A 17,834-nucleotide genomic window follows, 5' to 3' on the forward strand; every position below is an offset into this window, starting at 1 on the left:
ACAGACACGCGATTCAGATTGTTGAAACGTTATGTGACTAGCTCATTAGTAGATGCAGTGAACGTAACGCCAGTTTTTGCTGAACAATGCACTTTTTTGACTTACCAAGACGCTCGCCCCCAGATATCATGCTCGCAATGTGTAATTGCGCTAAGCAAGACCTGATTCGATGCACGCTGGTTACGCTCAGCAAGCGGCGATATTGCATTCGCGCCCCGTTGTGACTCGCCATCGTTGCGCTGACACACCATGGCAATTCCCTCCCCCCAAACACTCCTTCCTCGCGTACATCCCTGTATTCTGCTGCTGGAATCATTGCTTAATTGCATGATTAGGTGGCATTAAAAATGGCCTCAGGGCCACGGAGTGAAAAAATGAAACGCATGTTGTTTAATGCTACGCAGCAAGAAGAATTGCGCGTAGCGATTGTTGACGGGCAAAAGCTCATCGATATCGATATCGAAACCACCGGACGCGAACAACGCAAGTCCAATATTTACAAAGGTGTGATTACCCGTATCGAACCGTCGCTAGAAGCTTGCTTCGTCAATTACGGCGAAGAACGCCACGGCTTCTTGCCATTTAAAGAAGTTGCCCGCACCTATTTTAAAGAAGGCGTTGATGTTCGTAGCGCCTCTATTAAAGAAGCGTTGCGTGAAGGCCAGGAAATCATGGTTCAGGTCGAAAAGGAAGAGCGCGGCAATAAAGGCGCTGCCCTTACCTCTTTCGTATCATTGGCTGGTCGCTATCTGGTATTGATGCCTAATAATCCACGCGGTGGTGGTGTTTCCCGTCGTGTCGAAGGTGAAGATCGCCAGGAGTTGCGGGAAACGATGGACAAATTGGACCTGCCTTCTGGCATGTCCGTCATTGCCCGCACTGCTGGCATTGGTCGTAATGTTGACGAACTGCAATGGGATTTGAATTACCTGATGCAACTATGGCGCGCTATCGAAGGTGCTGGTACGCAAGGTAATGGCGCATTCCTGATTTATCAGGAATCATCGCTGGTCATCCGGGCTATTCGCGATTACTTCCAGCCTGATATCGGCGAAATTCTGATCGATACCGACGAAATTCACGAGCAAGCGCAACAGTTCATGGCGCACGTGATGCCGGATATGGTTCATCGGGTCAAACGTTATCACGACGACGTGCCGTTATTTTCCCGATTCCAGATCGAACACCAAATCGAAACCGCGTATTCGCGCACCGTTCCGCTGCCATCAGGCGGCGCGATTGTGATCGATCATACCGAAGCACTCGTATCAGTCGACGTCAACTCGGCCCGCGCAACCCGCGGCAGCGATATCGAAACCACCGCATTTAACACCAATTGCGAAGCCGCTGAAGAAGTCGCTCGCCAATTACGTTTGCGCGATCTGGGCGGTCTGATCGTCATCGACTTCATCGACATGGAGAATGCGAAGAACCAGCGCGAAGTCGAAACACGCCTTAAAGACGCACTGCGCTATGATCGCGCTCGTGTTCAAATGGGCAAGATTTCTCGCTTCGGTCTGATGGAGTTGTCACGTCAGCGTCTACGTCCTTCGCTGTCGGAAGGTAGCCACGTAACCTGCCCGCGCTGTAACGGCACTGGCCACATCCGCGATATCGAATCCTCTGCTTTGCAAGTCCTGCGCATCATTCAGGAAGAAGCAATGAAGGAAAACTCTGCTGCTATTCACGTCCAGGCACCGGTAGATGTTGCTGGGTTTCTGCTGAACGAAAAGCGTGGTGAGATACTGAAGATCGAAACCCGTCATCGCGTGGCCGTTATCCTGATCCCAAACAAGCATCTGGAAACGCCGCACTACAAACTGGAGCGTCTGAAGCACGACGATCCACGCCTTGAAGAAACACAAGCCAGTTACGCAATGGCAGAGCAAGCTGATACCGACATCGGTTATAGCAAACGCCAAAAAGAAGAAGGCAAACCGCGTCAGGAAGCCGTGGTCAAGGGCATTACTCCAGACCAACCAGCACCTATCGTCGAGCGTAAGCCAATAGCTGTCGCCCCTGTTGCAGCCTCAGTAGCAGCGACTGGTGAAGGGTTGATTGCCAAGATCATGGCATTCTTCTTCAAAAAACCAGCATCGACTGAAATCGCCGTTACCCCAACTGTTGCCGCAGCAAAACCTACCCGCGAACGTGGCAATGACCGCAATGGTCGTGGCCAGCGTGGCCGCAATCGTGGCGGTCGTAATCGCGACCGTGACGAAGAAGGCGCACCAGTCGAAGCCCGTGAAGAAAATGCTAACAGCACTAAGAAAACTGTCGTAGCAGATGTCGTCGTTGCGGCTAACTCGGAAACCAAAACGCAACAACGTCAACCACGTCCACCAAGAGAGCCACGTGAGCCAAAAGAAGCGCGCGAAGCACGCGAGCCTCGCGAGCCAAGCGAAGGCCGTCAACGCGGCGAACGGACACCACGTCCACCACGCGAAGAGCGTAAAGAGGTCGTAAGCGAAGTAAAGAAAGATGAAACGCTTCTTCATACTCCGGCTGTCGAAGCACCTTTGGTAGCAGTCGGCATCGCAACAGAGAAAGCCATTGACGCTGAATCGTTGGATGCGGCCGCTCCTCGTACAGATGGCGAAGCCGGTGAAGGTGAAGAACCACGTCGTCGTCGTCGTCGTGGCGGTCGTAATCGTAACCGTCGTGATCGCGATAGCACTGAAACAGGTGCTGAAGGTAACGAAAACTTCGTGGATGCGGGATCTGAGTTTGCCTATGACCCAGAAACTGCTCCTGTCAGCCATGCGACAACTCCGATTGGTATGGTTATTGCTGCCGATACCGCTCATGCAATCGCGCCAATCCAGGCAACTGCGCCGGAAATCATGGCACCAGTACCAGTGGCCGTGACAACTGCTCCCGCAATTCTGGAAAATGCAATTAAAGAAACACACGACGTCGTTGCTCCGGCAGCACTAGTAGTTGCTCCGGTAGTTGCTCCGGTTGAAGCGGTAGCATCCATCGTTCCAACCACATTGTCCGCCGCTATCGCTGCCCCAATTGCGCCTCAGCACGTTGTTTCTGACGTTGTAGCATCTGAGGCTGTTAAAGAGCCAGCTGCTTTGGAAACAACGCCAGCAGCTCCGGTGATACCAGCAGTCGTATTACCAGAAGTTATGCCAGCGCCGGTCGTCACCACTGCAGCGACAGTTTATGCTGCTGAAGTAACAACACAGGCTACGCTCTCCTCTGCCAATGCGCCTCTGACCGAGATAGCCAAAGAAACGCATATAGCAGATGTCAACGCGTTCATTCCAGCAACTCCTTCAATTGCTAATGAAGTTGTTAGCAAGGTTGAGCATGAAGTCGTTACGACACCATTTGTTGCGCCAGTAGAAGTAACAGTGGCGGAGATAACAGTGGCGGAGATAACAGCGGCGGTAGCGCCAATCGCGTCCTCGCCGATTTCTTCTTCGGTTGATGAACTGCAAAATGCATTGGAATCTGCTGGCCTGACGCTAGCAGGAACCGATCCAGCGAAACTGCGCGCAGCGCAAGAGGCGGCGGCGAAAATTGTCGTTGCACCACGTGCACCACGTGAGCGTAAGCCACAACCGGTGTTGGTCGATGAGCCACTGGTTCAGATCGAAACTGAACTGAATCGGCAATAACACATTCGCAACTGGATAGCGAAAAACCATAGTTGAGGAGTGCGGCTAAACCAACGCCCTCCTTAACTGGCCGAACTAGTTAAATCCAGACTGTGATGGATAAAAAGGGAGTTTTTAAACTCTCTTTTTTAACGTCCAAAATTTGGTCCAAAATACCAAAATTCTGCCGCCGTGGTATCTTCTGTATCGTATTGCCAAGATCATAAAATTCATTACTTTTAGAATTTGTGACAAGCTCTATTGCGCCGACCAGCCATCCTGTCATCATAGGACCATAACGCCGCCGAATCTTTACTCGCGTGAGTAAATGTAGATTTCCAAGCTGTTACCCTAAAGGCTAAGTCAGAGCGAACAAGGCAGCCGATCAACAACAAGATCTTAACGCGCTAAGATATTTTGAGATAATTTGCATATAGACAATATGACTAAAAAAGTCATTCCACTGATTGATCACCGCTTACTCGGCCCCATCGTCCCGACTATTCTTGAGGCACCAACGGGAGTTATCACCGATGCATCAGGCCGACCGTTGCACGATTTGCGGATTTCAGTAACGGATCGCTGCAATTTCCGGTGTGTCTATTGCATGCCGCGGGAAGTCTTCGATAAAAATTACGCATTCTTACCACACAACGCTTTGCTGTCGTTTGAAGAAATCACGCGCTTGGCAAAACTCTTCGTGGCGCACGGTGTCAAGAAAATTCGCTTGACCGGTGGCGAGCCGCTTTTGCGTAAAAATATCGAAAAGTTAATAGAACAACTCAGTGCATTGAGGACACCGGACGGCGAGGATATCGATCTGACATTAACCACCAATGGTTCTTTACTGGCAAAAAAAGCACAATCGCTCAAGGATGCTGGATTAAATCGCGTTACCGTCTCGTTGGATGCGATAGACGAAAAGATTTTTAAGCAAATGAATGATGCCGACTTTCCTGTCGCCGATGTATTGCACGGACTGGATGTCGCCCATCAAGTAGGACTTGGCCCGATTAAAGTCAACATGGTCGTTAAGCGCGGTGTCAACGATCACGAAATAGTGCCGATGGCGCGTTACTTCAAGACCTCACCATTTATTTTACGTTTTATCGAATACATGGATGTCGGCGCGTCGAATGGATGGAAAATGGATGAAGTGGTTTCTTCCTCAGAGGTCGTAAAACGAATCCAAAGTGTATTTCCAATATCGCCGTTAGCGGCTAACTACACTGGCGAAACTGCGCAGCGTTGGCGCTATGATGATGGTGGCGAGATCGGCCTGATTTCCAGCGTCACGCAGGCGTTTTGCAGCGATTGTAGTCGCGCTCGGCTCTCAACCGAGGGAAAGTTATATACCTGTTTATTTGCCAGTGAAGGACACGATTTACGCGCCCTTTTGCGTGGCAATGGCGGCAATTGCAGTGATGCAGAAATCGCGACAGTTATCGGCCAGATCTGGCGGGTACGAGATGATCGTTATTCCGAGCTGCGAACGCTTAATACCAATGGCTTGACCCCGGCAAGAAAAAAAGTAGAAATGTCGTATATCGGAGGATAAGTTCTGATGCGCTAATCTCAGGATACTTTCGTCGTATCCAGTTTTTCTTCATCGTCCTGATTTAAGCTGCAAACTGTCCATCAACAACGCCATCCACGCCACCATCTTATGCATATTAGTCAAATAACAGGTTTAATCCTTGCTGGCGGTCGCGGCAGCCGGATGGGCGGTGTTGATAAAGGCTTACAGACAGTAAGCGACGTCCCAATGGTCGCGCACGTCATAGCAACGTTAGCGCCTCAAGTAGGCTCGCTCATGATCAGTGCCAATCGCAATCTAAGCGCATACGCTACCTTTGGCGTGCCGGTCTGGCCCGATGCAAACAATGACTTTGCTGGCCCGCTTGCAGGTATTCAGGCAGGATTAAAAAACTGTCAGACACCTTATTTAGTCACGGCTCCATGTGACTCCCCGTTTTTACCAGACAATGTAGTGTCTGAATTGGCGAAGGCGTTGGAAAATACCGCGGCAGATATTGCTGTCGCAGCGACCTCCGGCATTAACTCAAAGATCCAGACACAACCGGTTTTCATGTTGATGAAAACGACAGTACTTATAGATCTGACGGCGTTCATAGACGAAGGTGGGCGCAAAATTGAAATCTGGTATCGGCGCTTGCATTACACTGAAGTCCTGTTTCAAGATGCCACGCCATTTCGCAATATCAATACGCCCAATGAATTACGTGAAGCAGACAACCACCAATGACTAAGCAATCCTATCCTTCGCCATCGCTGCCATCGCGATCCTCACGGTCGTTGTTAAGCGCAGCAATCAGTTGCGTCTCCGATTACGATTCCGACGCGCTGCCAGTAAGTCACGCCCAAGCGATTATCCGGGACTGCATTACGCCGATTCATGCGATAGAAAAGGTTGCCATCCGCACCGCACTTGATCGCGTGTTAGCAATCGATATTATTTCGCCGATCAACGTTCCTGCATACGATAACTCGGCAATGGATGGATATGCTTTTCATAGCGAGAGCTTATGCGCCGACGGTGACACGCTGCTCAGCGTCATCGGTACATCCCATGCAGGACGCGCGCATCAAGGTCCCGTTGCACCGGGACAAGCAATACGAATCATGACGGGTGCGCCAATGCCCGACGGCCTTGATACCGTCATTCCACAAGAATTCGTCAGCGCATTCAACGGCGACGTCACAGAATCAAATGATGCGAACGGCTCGTCACAATTACCCCGCTCCAAGCCTTTCATCACGATCGCTGCGGGCGCAGTCAGAGCAGGCGCTAACCGTCGTCTGGCTGGCGAGGATTTGCAAGCAGGTGCCGCGGCATTAAAGAAAGGACGGATTCTGCGCCCTGCCGATCTCGGCTTGCTGGCCTCATTAGGCATCGCCGAAGTACCAGTCCAACGACGCTTGCGCGTAGCTTTTTTCTCAACCGGAGACGAGTTACGTTCAGTTGGTCAAGCGCTTGATCCGGGCTGTGTTTACGACTCCAATCGTTACACTCTATATGGCATGTTAAGCCGATTAGGTTGCGACATCATCGATCTCGGCGTGGTTGCCGACGATCCCGCAGCATTAGAAATCGCGTTCAAAAGTGCGGCAGAAAATGCAGACGCCATTATCACTTCCGGCGGTGTGTCTGTCGGTGACGCTGACCATACACGACAGATGATGGCGCAGTTAGGCGAGGTAGCGTTCTGGAAACTCGGGATGCGCCCAGGTCGCCCCCTCGCATTCGGTACAATTAACAGCTCCAACAAACCGGCCGTCTTTTTTGGACTTCCTGGCAATCCGGTAGCCGTCATGGTGTCGTTTTATTTTTTTGCGCGTGATGCGCTTTTGCACATGATGGGAGCACAACCAGCACCGCTTCCTCTTATGCAGGTAACGTCCGCATCGATCATTCGAAAAAAACCGGGACGCACCGAATATCAGCGCGGCATATTGATCCGTCAGGAAAGTGGCGGGTGGTCGGTGCGACCAACTGGCGCACAGGGTTCAGGGATCCTGCGTTCGATGACTGAAGCCGATTGCATGATCGTTTTAGCACACGATCAAAGGGACGTCGCCATCGGCGATCAGGTTGAGGTCATTCTATTTAATGGCCTGATTTAAAGCGACTTCCAGACGGTGCCTGCCCGAATCAATTTCGCATTGCCGATGCACCGCACCGTCGTACAAATTCGTATTCTCAAGCCCGCTGGCTAAGATTTTTAGAGCTTGCCTGAGCGGTCGCATTACGTGGTTAAGCGGATAACCCAGGTAGCGTACCGATAGAGGTATCGGTGCTTCCGACAGTCTTATATCTCGTCAACAATTGATAAAATCAACTTTCTTCGTCTTGTAATTGTTCTGGCTCCTTCCCCAGCACCAATTGCGCTGCCTCGCTAGGTAGCGCCTCAACCGACTTCAATTTACGCGCCATCTGCCGACTACGAACCTCGGCCTGATCGATGTTTTTTGCTGCCCGCTCAAGAGCCAACTTGGTCGCTGCCAACACGTCACCAAACTTGGTGAACTCGGTCTTCACTGCGCCCAGGACTTGCCAGACTTCGGAAGAGCGCTTCTCAAGCGCTAAGGTTCTGAAACCCATTTGTAGGCTGTTTAATAATGCCGACAAGGTCGATGGGCCAGCGATGCTGATGCGATGGAGTCGTTGCAAGTCATCGGCCAAACCTGGACGCCGCATCACTTCTGCGTACAGACCTTCAGTAGGCAAAAAGAGAATCGCAAAATCGGTAGTAAGCGGTGGTGATAAATATTTTTCCGCGATGGTTTTCGCCTCGCCCCGCACGGCACGCTCCAACTCACGGCCTGCCAAGGCAACGCCATCGGCATCTGCGCGATCAGCGGCCTCGGACAATCTTTCATACTGCTCTTTAGGAAACTTTGCATCAATCGGCATCCACACCGGCGTATTACCGTCATCATGGCCTGGCAACTTAATCGCAAACTCAACACGCTCGCCACTACCGGGAACCGTCTCCACATTTTTAGCATATTGTTCGGGCGTCAAAACTTGCTCCAACAACATTTCCAGCTGCACTTCGCCCCAAGTACCACGCGTTTTAACGTTGGTAAGAACGCGTTTCAAGTCGCCGACGCCAATTGCCAGTTGCTGCATCTCACCCAAACCTTGATGCACTTTTTCCAGCCGGTCCGAGACAATCTGGAAGGACTCACCCAAACGTTTTTCTAACGTTGCGTGCAGTTTTTCATCCACGGTCTTGCGCATCTCTTCAAGGCGCAGACCATTATCATTTTGCAGATCCTTAATTTTTGCTTCCAGCGTGGTACGAATTTCTGTCATCCGCTGCGCGTTCGACTCAGTCAGCGTGGCCAGGGTCTGATTAAGTGTATCGCCAAAACGTTGCAGAGAAAGTGCCTGCTCTTCACGACTGGTCTGCGCCTGTTGATTCATGGCCAGGCGCATGCTGTCGAGTTGCTGTGCATTGGTCTCATTGAGTCGCACCAATTGTTGGGCAAACGCATCGATCTGACTATTCTGCAATGTCGCCACACTGGTCATTTGGGCTAATACGGTCTGTTGCAATTGCCCAAAACTCGCACCGATTTCCTGACGCGTACTCTGGGCACTACCTTGCACCTGATCGCGTAGCTCTCGCTCATTACGATCACCGATATCTTGTTGACTACGCAACAAATCGTCTTTGATTTGCGTCAATTGCGCCTGCTGCGCATCACCTTTTCCAGAGTGACCGGACCGCCAGATCGACACGACCTGAAGCGCTATGATGATCGCGGCAATAATGAGCAAAACAAATAATTCAGATAACGTCATGATGTCAGTTCAAAAAAAAGGGGCTGCATCCGCAACCCAGTAAAAAAATCCACGTCTGATAAACTACGCTTGCGTATCCACGTTATCGGGCTTATTACGCATCCAGTCAGCGGTATCAAAGAAAGAACTCATCAAACGCTCCTGCAATTGTTCCTCTAACCCGACATCCTGCATCGCCAGCGCCATACACCGCAGCCATTGATCCCGCTCCGGCGTCGAAATCGCATACGGCAAGTGCCGTGCGCGCAAGCGCGGATGACCAAATCGCTCAACAAACAAGTCCGGGCCACCACTCCAACCCGACAAGAACCAATAGAATTTGTCCCGCGACCCATCCAGCGAAGTGGGATGCAAAATCCGCACACCAGAAAACGCAGGCTCCAGATCCATCAAATCATAAAAGCGATCAACTAGCTCGCGCAAACGCTCAGCGCCACCAATCAATTCAAAGATAGAAGGCGGCGTCAGTTCAACAGAAGAATTTTTATCAATAGTCATAGATCGGAATGATAACGCAAACACCCCCTAAATTCATGCCTCTCGCAAAGTCTCCAAAGGCGGCCGAGACAAAACCCCTCTCAACCCAATCCACCCACCCACAAACGTACAAACCGCCCCAATCACCATCCCGGCAACCCAAATCAACGGACTAAACGCCCAGGTAAAACTAAACACATAATGCGCTAACGCCCATCCTGTAGCCGCCGCGCCAGTTGCCGCCAAAAATCCCGCCAAACTGCCAATCAATGCAAATTCAATCCACTGCGCATGCGACAACTGCGTGCGCGTAGCGCCCAAAGCCCGCAATAAACCCGCCTCCCGCGTGCGCTCCCCTTGCGAACTCAACAACGCTGCATACAAGACCAAGCCACCGGACGCCAACGTAAACAGGAACAAAAATTCAACCGCCGCCACGACCTGATCGACCACGTCCTGCAATTGCTGAATAATACTGCCAATATCAACAATGGTCAGATTCGGGAAGTCACGCGTCAACTGGTTACCAAGATTGCTGTGCGCAGGCGGTAAGCGGAACGCCGTAATCCAGGTTTGCGGTGTATTCACCATGGCCTTCGGATTTAAAATGACAAAGAAATTGACCTGCATCGAGCCCCATTCCAACTTACGCAAGCTGGTAATCGGTGCACTGACGGTCTGACCAGCGATATCAAATGTGAGTTTGTCACCTAACTTCAGGTTCAACGTTTTTGCCAGCCCTTCTTCAACCGAGGCTTCCGGCTGATCGTCTTTATACCAATTACCGGCGACTATCTCATTTTTCAGTGGCACAGCCACCATGGTCGACAAATTGAATTCGCGCTCTACCAATCGTTTAGCACGGTCTTCCTGATACGTTTCCGGCTTGATAACATTGCCATTAATTTCAGTCAAGCGACCACGAATCATCGGATAGAGGTTCGGTTGCGTAATACCAGCTGCAACAAGTCGTCGATTGATATCGGCAAGTTGGTCGGGCTGAATATTAATCACAAACCGGTTTGGCGCATCGGCAGGCGTCGATTGCCGCCATGCGCCGATAAGGTCACCGCGGATCACCGTTAGCAATAGTAACGCCATCAAACCAAGCGCCAACGCGACAATCTGCACAATTGTGGCTCCTGGTCGGCGTTGCAATCCGGTCAGGGCAAAGCGCCAACTTGGATGCTTGAAAGCGCCGCGCGCGGTCCGCAAGGACTTCAGTGCTAACCACGAGATCAGCCCAAACATCGCAAAACAACCCAAAAATCCAAGCGCCGTCAGCAAACCCAACTTTACGTCTCCCGCTTGCCAGAGCAACAAGCCGATAAAGGTGAGCGTTCCCAAACCATAGGTTGCCACGACCGCGACTTGCGGCGCGTCTTGCTCGCGTCGTATGACCCGGTTATGCGGCACGTTGCGCAGCTGCAAGATTGGTGGCAGGGCAAATCCAACTAATAATAGCAATCCGGTCACAATTCCCTGCAAGCCAGGGGTAACACTCGGAGGTGGCAAATTATGGGCGACGAACTTACCAAGTGTCTCAAGCAACACAAAATGTGCGCCAAATCCGACTAAGGCACCGAGTACACTTCCAATCAGGCCAATCATTAAGAATTCGTATAGATATAGCTGTGTGACCTGATTTTGGGTCAAGCCGAGACAACGCAACATCGCACACGCATCAAGATGACGTAACATGAAGCGCCGCGCTGCCATCGCTACAGCCACAGCGGCCAACATCGCTGACAACAGACCCACCAACGATAAAAACTGCTGCGCCCGATCCAGCGTAGCGCGCATTTCGGGGCGTCCGGTCTCCAGCGACTCTATGCGCACGCCCTTAACGTTATCCCGCGCCATCGTGGCTTCTACCCACCCCTGAAATGCCTGAACTTGCGGGGCCGCGCCGGCCAATAATAAACGGTAAGTAACGCGAGAACCGTCTTGCACTAAATGCGTCGATGCCAGATCAGCGAGTGACAGCATCACGCGCGGCGAAAAGTTGACAAAGCCACTACCGCGATCCGGCTCGACCGAGAGAATGTGTGCAATAGTGAAGGTGCGATCACCGAGCTTAAGCGGTGCGCCGACGCTGATGTTTAATGCGGTCAGGATATTCGGATCAACCCAGACCGTACCGGCAGCGGGAACGGCGCGGGTGATGGTGTCTGGCGTTCCTGGCTTATCGGTAATACTTAAATTGCCACGCAAAGGATAGGCGGCGGAGACGGCTTTTAACGAGGCTAACTGAGATTTGGAATCATCGCCCTCGCCTGATAATGCCATGCTAGGGAATACTACGGTGTCGGCAATGGTCAATCCACGCCGCTGTGCCTCGGCGCGCCAATTCGGGTTGACCGGTTGGTCAGCTCCGATCAATAAGTCGGCACCCAACAATTGGTGGGCATCACGCGCTAATCCCGCGCGCATCCGATCAACAAAAAATCCGACCGAAGACAATGCCGCCACCGCCACAATTAACGCCACCAACAAGAATCGTAACTCACCCGCCCGCCAATCGCGTTGGGTCATGCGCAGAGACTGCAAAATCATGTACTAAGCCTTTGAAAAACCCAGCGCAGACTACGCCACAACTTGGGCAACAACCAGATTGCAAAAATAAAGAATACCAGCAAAAATCCGAATAGGACCCAAGGGTGGTAAAACGCTGCCCATAAAGCGCCCAATACGGTGACATCTTCGGAAAATGAGGCCGCCCAATTACTTAATGGTTCTGGTGAAGTATTGATCATGGCGCGACTACCCGCCTTGGTAGCATGGGCACTGGCGGCAAAAGTGCCACCGACCAGCGCGGCAGCCGTCGTCACTGCAGGGTCCATATGTCCCATCGCGGCGGCGCTTAATACAGCACCGGCAGGAATGCGGATAAACGTCTGGACCGCATCCCAGATTGAATCGAGACCCGGTATTTTATCGGCTAAAAATTCGACCAGCATCAACAAGCCGGTAATACCCAAAATCCAGGGAGACTGCAATACTTCAAGCGTGTGCGGAAGGGTGATCCAACCCAAGCGTCCGAATAGTCCGGCGACGAATAACGCCATATACAGGCGAATGCCGCTGGCCCAGGAAAGGCCTGCTGCCATCGCGGCAGTCGAAAGTGTATCCACCATATCGGCTCCCCACAGGATTCTGCTTCACCATCAATCAAGTCGATCGAGAAGCTAATTACATCGGTTAAATGAGAAAAACCTCGCTAAAACAACGTTTTTATACGATATTCCAACTTTGAAAGGTCGGCAAGCATTGCGTGAGCCGTCCGATAGCGCCAACGGCAATCACTATCAACCACGCAACATTAACCGTCCAGCCAACACAATCAAAGCCAGGCTGAAGCACAATCTCAAGCGACGTTCAGGCAACTGATGCGCCAGCGCCACGCCGGATGACACACTCACTATCCCGCCAATAGCCAGCGGAATTCCCACAATCCAGTTGACATGACTGGCGTAGGCAAACGTGCATAAGCCACCACCGCGCCAGGCGACACCAGGGCGAGGGCCATTCCCTGAGCCGCGGTTTGCGTCGTACCGAAAAAGGCCACCAGTGCAGGCGGAGCAACGACACCGCCGCCTACGCCAAAAAATCCGGAGACCGCTCCGCCGACAACACCGACCACGGGTAAATAATTCAAACCCAAGACCTTTTTCGTACGGGCCAACGATTTTTTACGCAACAAATTCCATAACAAATAGCAACCCAACACTTCCATAAACACCGCAAATGCAAAATGCAACGTATTAGCGGCAATCACGGTGGCGTACCATGCAGTCGCATACGTCACTAAAACGGCTGAACCACCAAGCATGCTTGCCGCCCGCAAATCCAGGCTATTGCGCTGGCGGTAACGCCAAAATCCAATCAAAACGTTCGGCACCACCATGACCAACGCCGTGCCTTGCGACAATTGTTGATCCATACCGTAAAACATACCGAGGACGGGAATCGCTATAAGGCCGCCGCCTATTCCAAATAACCCGCCCACGCCGCCCAAAACAACACCCAACAGGAGGTTTCCACAAAAATATATCAATACGTCGCACATACTTTAGTTCTAATAAGCAACACTATAATAGTGAACTTGAAGAAATTTTAAAAATATACTTATACAACTACAGTAGATATCAATAAAACACTGAATTCACACTGTATTTGGTGGGCCACCTTGGTTCTCAACAAAATGAAAAAGCACAGCACGTTAACATCACAATGCTGAAAAAATAATCGAAGCCCGAAAAAGATGTAACTGAAGCGATATTATTTACAGGTAAAACAATGGAGCGTTGCGGGTGGTTAAGTGATTAATCCGTGACGCCGAATCCAAAAAACCGAGACGTAGCCCGGTTTTGGTGGTGTACATCACAATCCAACACGACTTACAACTAAAAAATATATCGACCGCAATTTCGCGCTAACGAGAATAATTAATCAGAGTAGTTATTCCGGATTGACCAGACGCGGAACTTTTACATCACCACACTGAGCACGGTCACGCAAAGCATGATCCATCAATACTAGCGCCAACATCGCCTCAGCAATCGGCGTGGCGCGAATCCCAACGCAAGGATCGTGACGTCCGAACGTTTCCACAATTGTTGGCACACCTTGTTTGTCAATCGACTGACGTGGCGTGCGAATACTCGATGTCGGCTTAATCGCAATGGTCACGGTAATATCCTGGCCGGTTGAAATCCCGCCCAGAATACCGCCGGCGTTATTTGTCAGGAATCCTGTTGGTGTGATTTCGTCACCATGGACTGAACCTTTTTGTACGACGGACGCAAACCCCGCACCAATTTCAACCGCTTTGACGGCATTGATACCCATCATCGCGTATGCAATATCAGCATCGAGCCGGTCATACAATGGTTCGCCCAAGCCGACCGGGACATTGGAAGCAACAACGTTGATGCGCGCTCCGCAAGAATCGCCATCTTTGCGTAAAGCATCCATGTACGCTTCCAGCTCAGGAATCTGCGTCGTGTTCGGCGCAAAAAAAGGATTTTGGGGAACATGTTCCAAGGACTCGAAAACAATCGGAATCTCGCCCAATTGGCTCATATAGCCCTTAATGACAGTACCGTATTGCTGCATTAACCATTTCTTGGCAATCGCCGCGGCCGCTACCGATGGCGCGGTCAACCGGGCAGACGAACGGCCACCGCCACGAGGATCACGGATGCCGTATTTTTGCCAATAAGTGTAATCTGCGTGACCAGGGCGAAAGGTTTCGACTATGTTGCCGTAATCTTTGCTGCGCTGATCTTGATTGCGAATCAACAACATGATTGGAGTGCCAGTCGTTTTACCCTCGTATACACCAGAGAGAATTTCAACGGTATCCGGCTCTTGTCGCTGAGTAACGTGACGCGACGTGCCCGGTTTGCGTCGATCCAAATCCGTTTGCAGGTCGGCTTCCGATAATTCCAGACCCGGAGGACAACCATCCACGACGCAGCCAATGGCTGGGCCATGAGATTCACCAAAATTGGTAACGGTAAATAATGAACCGAAGGTATTGCCGGGCATGGTGATCCTGATTAATTAAACGTTAAAGGATAATTTTACCAGTGCCAATGACACAGCAGTTATTCCGGTGTCAGTTCTGAGGGTTTTTCACGGTTTCTGAAGGTTTTTGGGCCGGTCTTTGCACAGAAGGGTGGATGAGGCGCATCTGGTCGTCCTGCAAACCGACTAATAAAGCCTGTCCGTCCGAAGCGACGCGGAATTGCCCATACCGTGCGTTCGCAAAAGCCGCACCTTGTCCTTCCTGAAAAAAATAAGCATCAGAAACTACTCTCACCCGTCCATTGCGCAGCCGATATTCAATCAGTGCCTCATTCGCCGCTAACGGCTTGCCGTTGTCGATCCGAACAAATTTTGCCGGTATTTGACCCGACTCATCCGGTACGGATATAACTGCCTTGCCAGTGATTGGCAGAGACAAGGAGGATGCCATGATATCTCTGGATAATTGCCAATCCAGCGCCATGTAATCGCCTTGCATCAACGAGCGCGGATCCACCGGCGCCATCGCCAACGATACACTCCGGCCGTATTTGAGCACCTCTTCTTTATGCCAGATAGCTTGATTGATCGCCGCCAGAATCAGCATTAATCCAATCAATATCAATCCTCCCCGATTACTTTTTACGATGCTGCGATCAAACATTCTTCATCTCCGCAGGCAGGCGACTTAAAAAGAAATAGCCAAGTAATAAGAGGCCGCCGGTGACTATTAGACCAATCGATTTCACCAACAAAGTAAAGTCCAAAGAATAATAAAACCATGACAAATAGCACAGCGAGGCGACAATTCCGAGGGTAATTAACCACCGTCGCCCTCTCGCAAAGCCTAGCAATATCAACATCCCACCCAGTACGAGACCAACCACCCAAACGCCGAGAATGGAAAACACCAATCCGCATGTAAGCGCGACACGCCGCCACGCTACCGATAAGGTCGAGGACAACCGGACAACCAGCTCAAAAAATACAATGCCAACAATCGCCGGATCGAGCAGATATAACCATCGATACAAACTGTCACCCAATCCATCATTGCGGTGTCCGTCGGCAACTTGCGTTAACAACCAGGCAGGGAACCATACCGATGTTAGTCCCAGACACAACAGCGCAACCGTCAGTCCCACGGCGATTGGTAGAAATGTATGTCGCAATCGCATCAGCCAATAAGACTCATCCAACCAAAGTAGCGCAACCAACGCGGCACAAATCGGCAGAATAGGGCTTGGCCCCAGCCACATCAAGAATCCCATATGCAATGCCAGCACAGACAATATGGTGCACAGCAAACGATGTAAAAAATCAGGGTTCAGCACGAACAACAAACATTGGACCAATGCAATGCAAAACAACGGCCATGCAACATCCACACCATAAGTCGCAAATAACCAAAATCCCGCCATGCCCTGCCCCGCCAAACTCAAGGCCAGCGCTAACTGTTGCCATAGTTCCGTATGGCCAATTCTATTAATGCCGCATGCCATGCCAATCAGTACCAGCCCCACGACAAGTAACGCGCCATCCTCATGCTGTAACTGATCGATTAAGAAAAAGCCACAAAACGCCAAGAGGAACAAACCACCCAACCAGCCGCAAACGCCGAGCATCAAACGTATAAACCAAGGAGCGGACGGTTCTGGGTTCAACCAGACTGGTGTTTCGTTTGTCGTTACTTGACCTTCTGCATGCAGTTGCTGCCAGAGGCGCGAACATCCTACTGAAGAATTATCGGAGTCTTGCATTTCAGCTAAAGGCGCGCCAATTTTCATTGCCGTTCCTGAATCCAGCCACGCTGCACCCTACGCAGCCAAAGCGCTGCCATGCTTGAAGCAATCACTAAAAATAATCCTATCACTATCAAGCCAACCAGCCATGTAGGTCTATGCCCGAAAAAAAGTATCCCAACCAATTGCCCCGTCCCTCCCGCTATCAGCGCAAAACAGCATCCAGTTAATATGACCACCTCGCGACGTCGACGATAAAGTACAAAAAATCCCGACAATACGATCAGCATGACAATAGAACTTAACTGAATCCAATCTGGATGAGCAATGAGGCGACCCGGTAAAAATATAATATGGTAAGTGGCTGAGGCCAATGTCAGCAATGCGGCAAAGCGGATAAAGAATCTGTATCTATACACATTGTCGGCAGCTGCAGATTGAGGATGACTACGATGCAAAACAATTTCAGTGCAAGCCCATATCAAACCATTCAGCCAAAATAACGACACGGATAAAGTATTACCGCCTTCATTACCACCGAACAGGCTAAACAATGCACTACCGGGATACAGCGTCAAGGCCACGTTCAATAAACCCAACCAAAGACACCATGCAATATTTAACCGTGAGACCAACACCCAAGGAAATATCAAAATACTCCAGGTTAAAAATAATTGATAAGGATCTGCACCGGTTTGATAAGTCTGCCCAAAGTAGGCCAGAAGCGCTCCGCATAGCAACATCGCCGCCAGCAATGCCGTTTGCCCCTTTAAAGTATCTAGCGTAAAACGCCTGGCAAGTAACGCAGCGCTAATCAATAGTCCCTGCAATAAAATGAATTTAGCAAATCGTGGCAACGCTTCCCAATTAAATGCAAAGAAGAAAATAACGCCAACAGTCAAAAACAAAATGCCGCCAAACAAACAAACATTCTTCAGAAAATATTTCCAATCGGACCGGCCCGGCAACTCGCCAGACAACTGCCAAGCACGCTCAGCCGCCATCGGGGTTATTTGTTTTTCTTGTAGCCAATGCGTGATGGCAGGACGTACTGAATATGTTTGACATGTCCGTACGAAATCGGATTCAGAATGTAATTTCGGGCTGAGTGGTGTTGGTGGTGTTAATGGGATTGGTGGCATC

12 protein-coding genes and 1 pseudogene are annotated in these 17,834 nt (G+C 50.8%); 4 read left to right on the forward strand and 9 right to left on the reverse strand.

What is annotated here, in order from left to right; translation table 11 throughout:
* Nucleotides 1-374 precede the first annotated feature (374 nt).
* The 4 genes from ACXX82_RS05400 (at nucleotide 375) to moeA (ending at nucleotide 7,253) form a co-directional block, all read left to right on the forward strand.
* Nucleotides 375-3,629 (forward strand): Rne/Rng family ribonuclease, encoded by a 3,255-nt coding sequence (locus ACXX82_RS05400; RefSeq protein ID WP_458562561.1) that lies wholly within the window; start codon nucleotides 375-377, stop codon nucleotides 3,627-3,629.
* A 421-nt stretch (nucleotides 3,630-4,050) separates the two neighbouring features.
* The gene (gene moaA / locus ACXX82_RS05405; RefSeq protein ID WP_322232543.1) at nucleotides 4,051-5,166 is read left to right on the forward strand and encodes a GTP 3',8-cyclase MoaA; all 1,116 of its coding nucleotides are present in this window, start codon (nucleotides 4,051-4,053) and stop codon (nucleotides 5,164-5,166) included.
* Nucleotides 5,167-5,274: 108 nt separating this feature from the next.
* On the forward strand, nucleotides 5,275-5,874 hold the full coding sequence (gene mobA, locus ACXX82_RS05410) for a molybdenum cofactor guanylyltransferase MobA (protein WP_458562562.1): 600 nt from the start codon (nucleotides 5,275-5,277) through the stop codon (nucleotides 5,872-5,874).
* Nucleotides 5,871-7,253, forward strand: a complete 1,383-nt coding sequence (moeA, locus tag ACXX82_RS05415; protein WP_458562563.1) for a molybdopterin molybdotransferase MoeA — start codon at nucleotides 5,871-5,873, stop codon at nucleotides 7,251-7,253. Before mobA ends, moeA begins: the two co-directional genes overlap by 4 nt.
* A 211-nt stretch (nucleotides 7,254-7,464) precedes the next feature.
* Here moeA and ACXX82_RS05420 read toward each other — a convergent pair whose 3' ends face one another.
* The 9 genes and pseudogenes from ACXX82_RS05420 to ACXX82_RS05460 form a co-directional block, all read right to left on the reverse strand.
* Nucleotides 7,465-8,940, reverse strand: coding sequence for a DNA recombination protein RmuC (locus ACXX82_RS05420; protein ID WP_322232546.1), 1,476 nt, complete (start codon nucleotides 8,938-8,940; stop codon nucleotides 7,465-7,467).
* Between the two features lie 63 nt (nucleotides 8,941-9,003).
* Nucleotides 9,004-9,438: a group II truncated hemoglobin gene (locus ACXX82_RS05425; RefSeq protein ID WP_322232547.1), complete on the reverse strand. Its 435-nt coding sequence runs from the start codon at nucleotides 9,436-9,438 to the stop codon at nucleotides 9,004-9,006.
* 33 nt (nucleotides 9,439-9,471) lie between these two features.
* Nucleotides 9,472-11,973 (reverse strand): ABC transporter permease, encoded by a 2,502-nt coding sequence (locus ACXX82_RS05430; protein WP_458562564.1) that lies wholly within the window; start codon nucleotides 11,971-11,973, stop codon nucleotides 9,472-9,474.
* On the reverse strand, nucleotides 11,970-12,554 hold the full coding sequence (locus ACXX82_RS05435; RefSeq protein ID WP_322232549.1) for a DUF4126 domain-containing protein: 585 nt from the start codon (nucleotides 12,552-12,554) through the stop codon (nucleotides 11,970-11,972). Before ACXX82_RS05435 ends, ACXX82_RS05430 begins: the two co-directional genes overlap by 4 nt.
* Nucleotides 12,555-12,725: 171 nt before the next feature.
* Nucleotides 12,726-13,486, reverse strand: a pseudogene (locus tag ACXX82_RS05440) (sulfite exporter TauE/SafE family protein).
* 392 nt (nucleotides 13,487-13,878) lie between these two features.
* Entirely contained in the window at nucleotides 13,879-14,970 is a 1,092-nt protein-coding gene (aroC, locus tag ACXX82_RS05445; protein WP_458562565.1) for a chorismate synthase, read from the reverse strand.
* 70 nt (nucleotides 14,971-15,040) lie between these two features.
* Entirely contained in the window at nucleotides 15,041-15,613 is a 573-nt protein-coding gene (locus ACXX82_RS05450; RefSeq protein ID WP_322232552.1) for a GDYXXLXY domain-containing protein, read from the reverse strand.
* The gene (locus ACXX82_RS05455) at nucleotides 15,606-16,736 is read right to left on the reverse strand and encodes a DUF4401 domain-containing protein (protein ID WP_458562566.1); all 1,131 of its coding nucleotides are present in this window, start codon (nucleotides 16,734-16,736) and stop codon (nucleotides 15,606-15,608) included. The genes ACXX82_RS05450 and ACXX82_RS05455 overlap by 8 nt, the downstream gene beginning before the upstream one ends.
* Nucleotides 16,733-17,833, reverse strand: a complete 1,101-nt coding sequence (locus ACXX82_RS05460) for a DUF2157 domain-containing protein (RefSeq protein ID WP_322232554.1) — start codon at nucleotides 17,831-17,833, stop codon at nucleotides 16,733-16,735. The genes ACXX82_RS05455 and ACXX82_RS05460 overlap by 4 nt, the downstream gene beginning before the upstream one ends.
* Nucleotide 17,834: the final 1 nt, after the last annotated feature.

The organism is Glaciimonas sp. GNP009, assembly GCF_054343755.1.

Coding starts and splice junctions, on each gene's coding strand:
- moeA (WP_458562563.1), top strand. CDS start 5,871: ATGACTAAGCAATCCTATCCTTCGCCATCGCTGCCATCGCGATCCTCA.
- ACXX82_RS05455 (WP_458562566.1), bottom strand. CDS start 16,736: ATGAAAATTGGCGCGCCTTTAGCTGAAATGCAAGACTCCGATAATTCT.
- ACXX82_RS05425 (WP_322232547.1), bottom strand. CDS start 9,438: ATGACTATTGATAAAAATTCTTCTGTTGAACTGACGCCGCCTTCTATC.
- ACXX82_RS05400 (WP_458562561.1), top strand. CDS start 375: ATGAAACGCATGTTGTTTAATGCTACGCAGCAAGAAGAATTGCGCGTA.
- ACXX82_RS05435 (WP_322232549.1), bottom strand. CDS start 12,554: ATGGTGGATACACTTTCGACTGCCGCGATGGCAGCAGGCCTTTCCTGG.
- mobA (WP_458562562.1), top strand. CDS start 5,275: ATGCATATTAGTCAAATAACAGGTTTAATCCTTGCTGGCGGTCGCGGC.
- ACXX82_RS05430 (WP_458562564.1), bottom strand. CDS start 11,973: ATGATTTTGCAGTCTCTGCGCATGACCCAACGCGATTGGCGGGCGGGT.
- aroC (WP_458562565.1), bottom strand. CDS start 14,970: ATGCCCGGCAATACCTTCGGTTCATTATTTACCGTTACCAATTTTGGT.
- ACXX82_RS05420 (WP_322232546.1), bottom strand. CDS start 8,940: ATGACGTTATCTGAATTATTTGTTTTGCTCATTATTGCCGCGATCATC.
- ACXX82_RS05460 (WP_322232554.1), bottom strand. CDS start 17,833: ATGCCACCAATCCCATTAACACCACCAACACCACTCAGCCCGAAATTA.
- moaA (WP_322232543.1), top strand. CDS start 4,051: ATGACTAAAAAAGTCATTCCACTGATTGATCACCGCTTACTCGGCCCC.
- ACXX82_RS05450 (WP_322232552.1), bottom strand. CDS start 15,613: ATGTTTGATCGCAGCATCGTAAAAAGTAATCGGGGAGGATTGATATTG.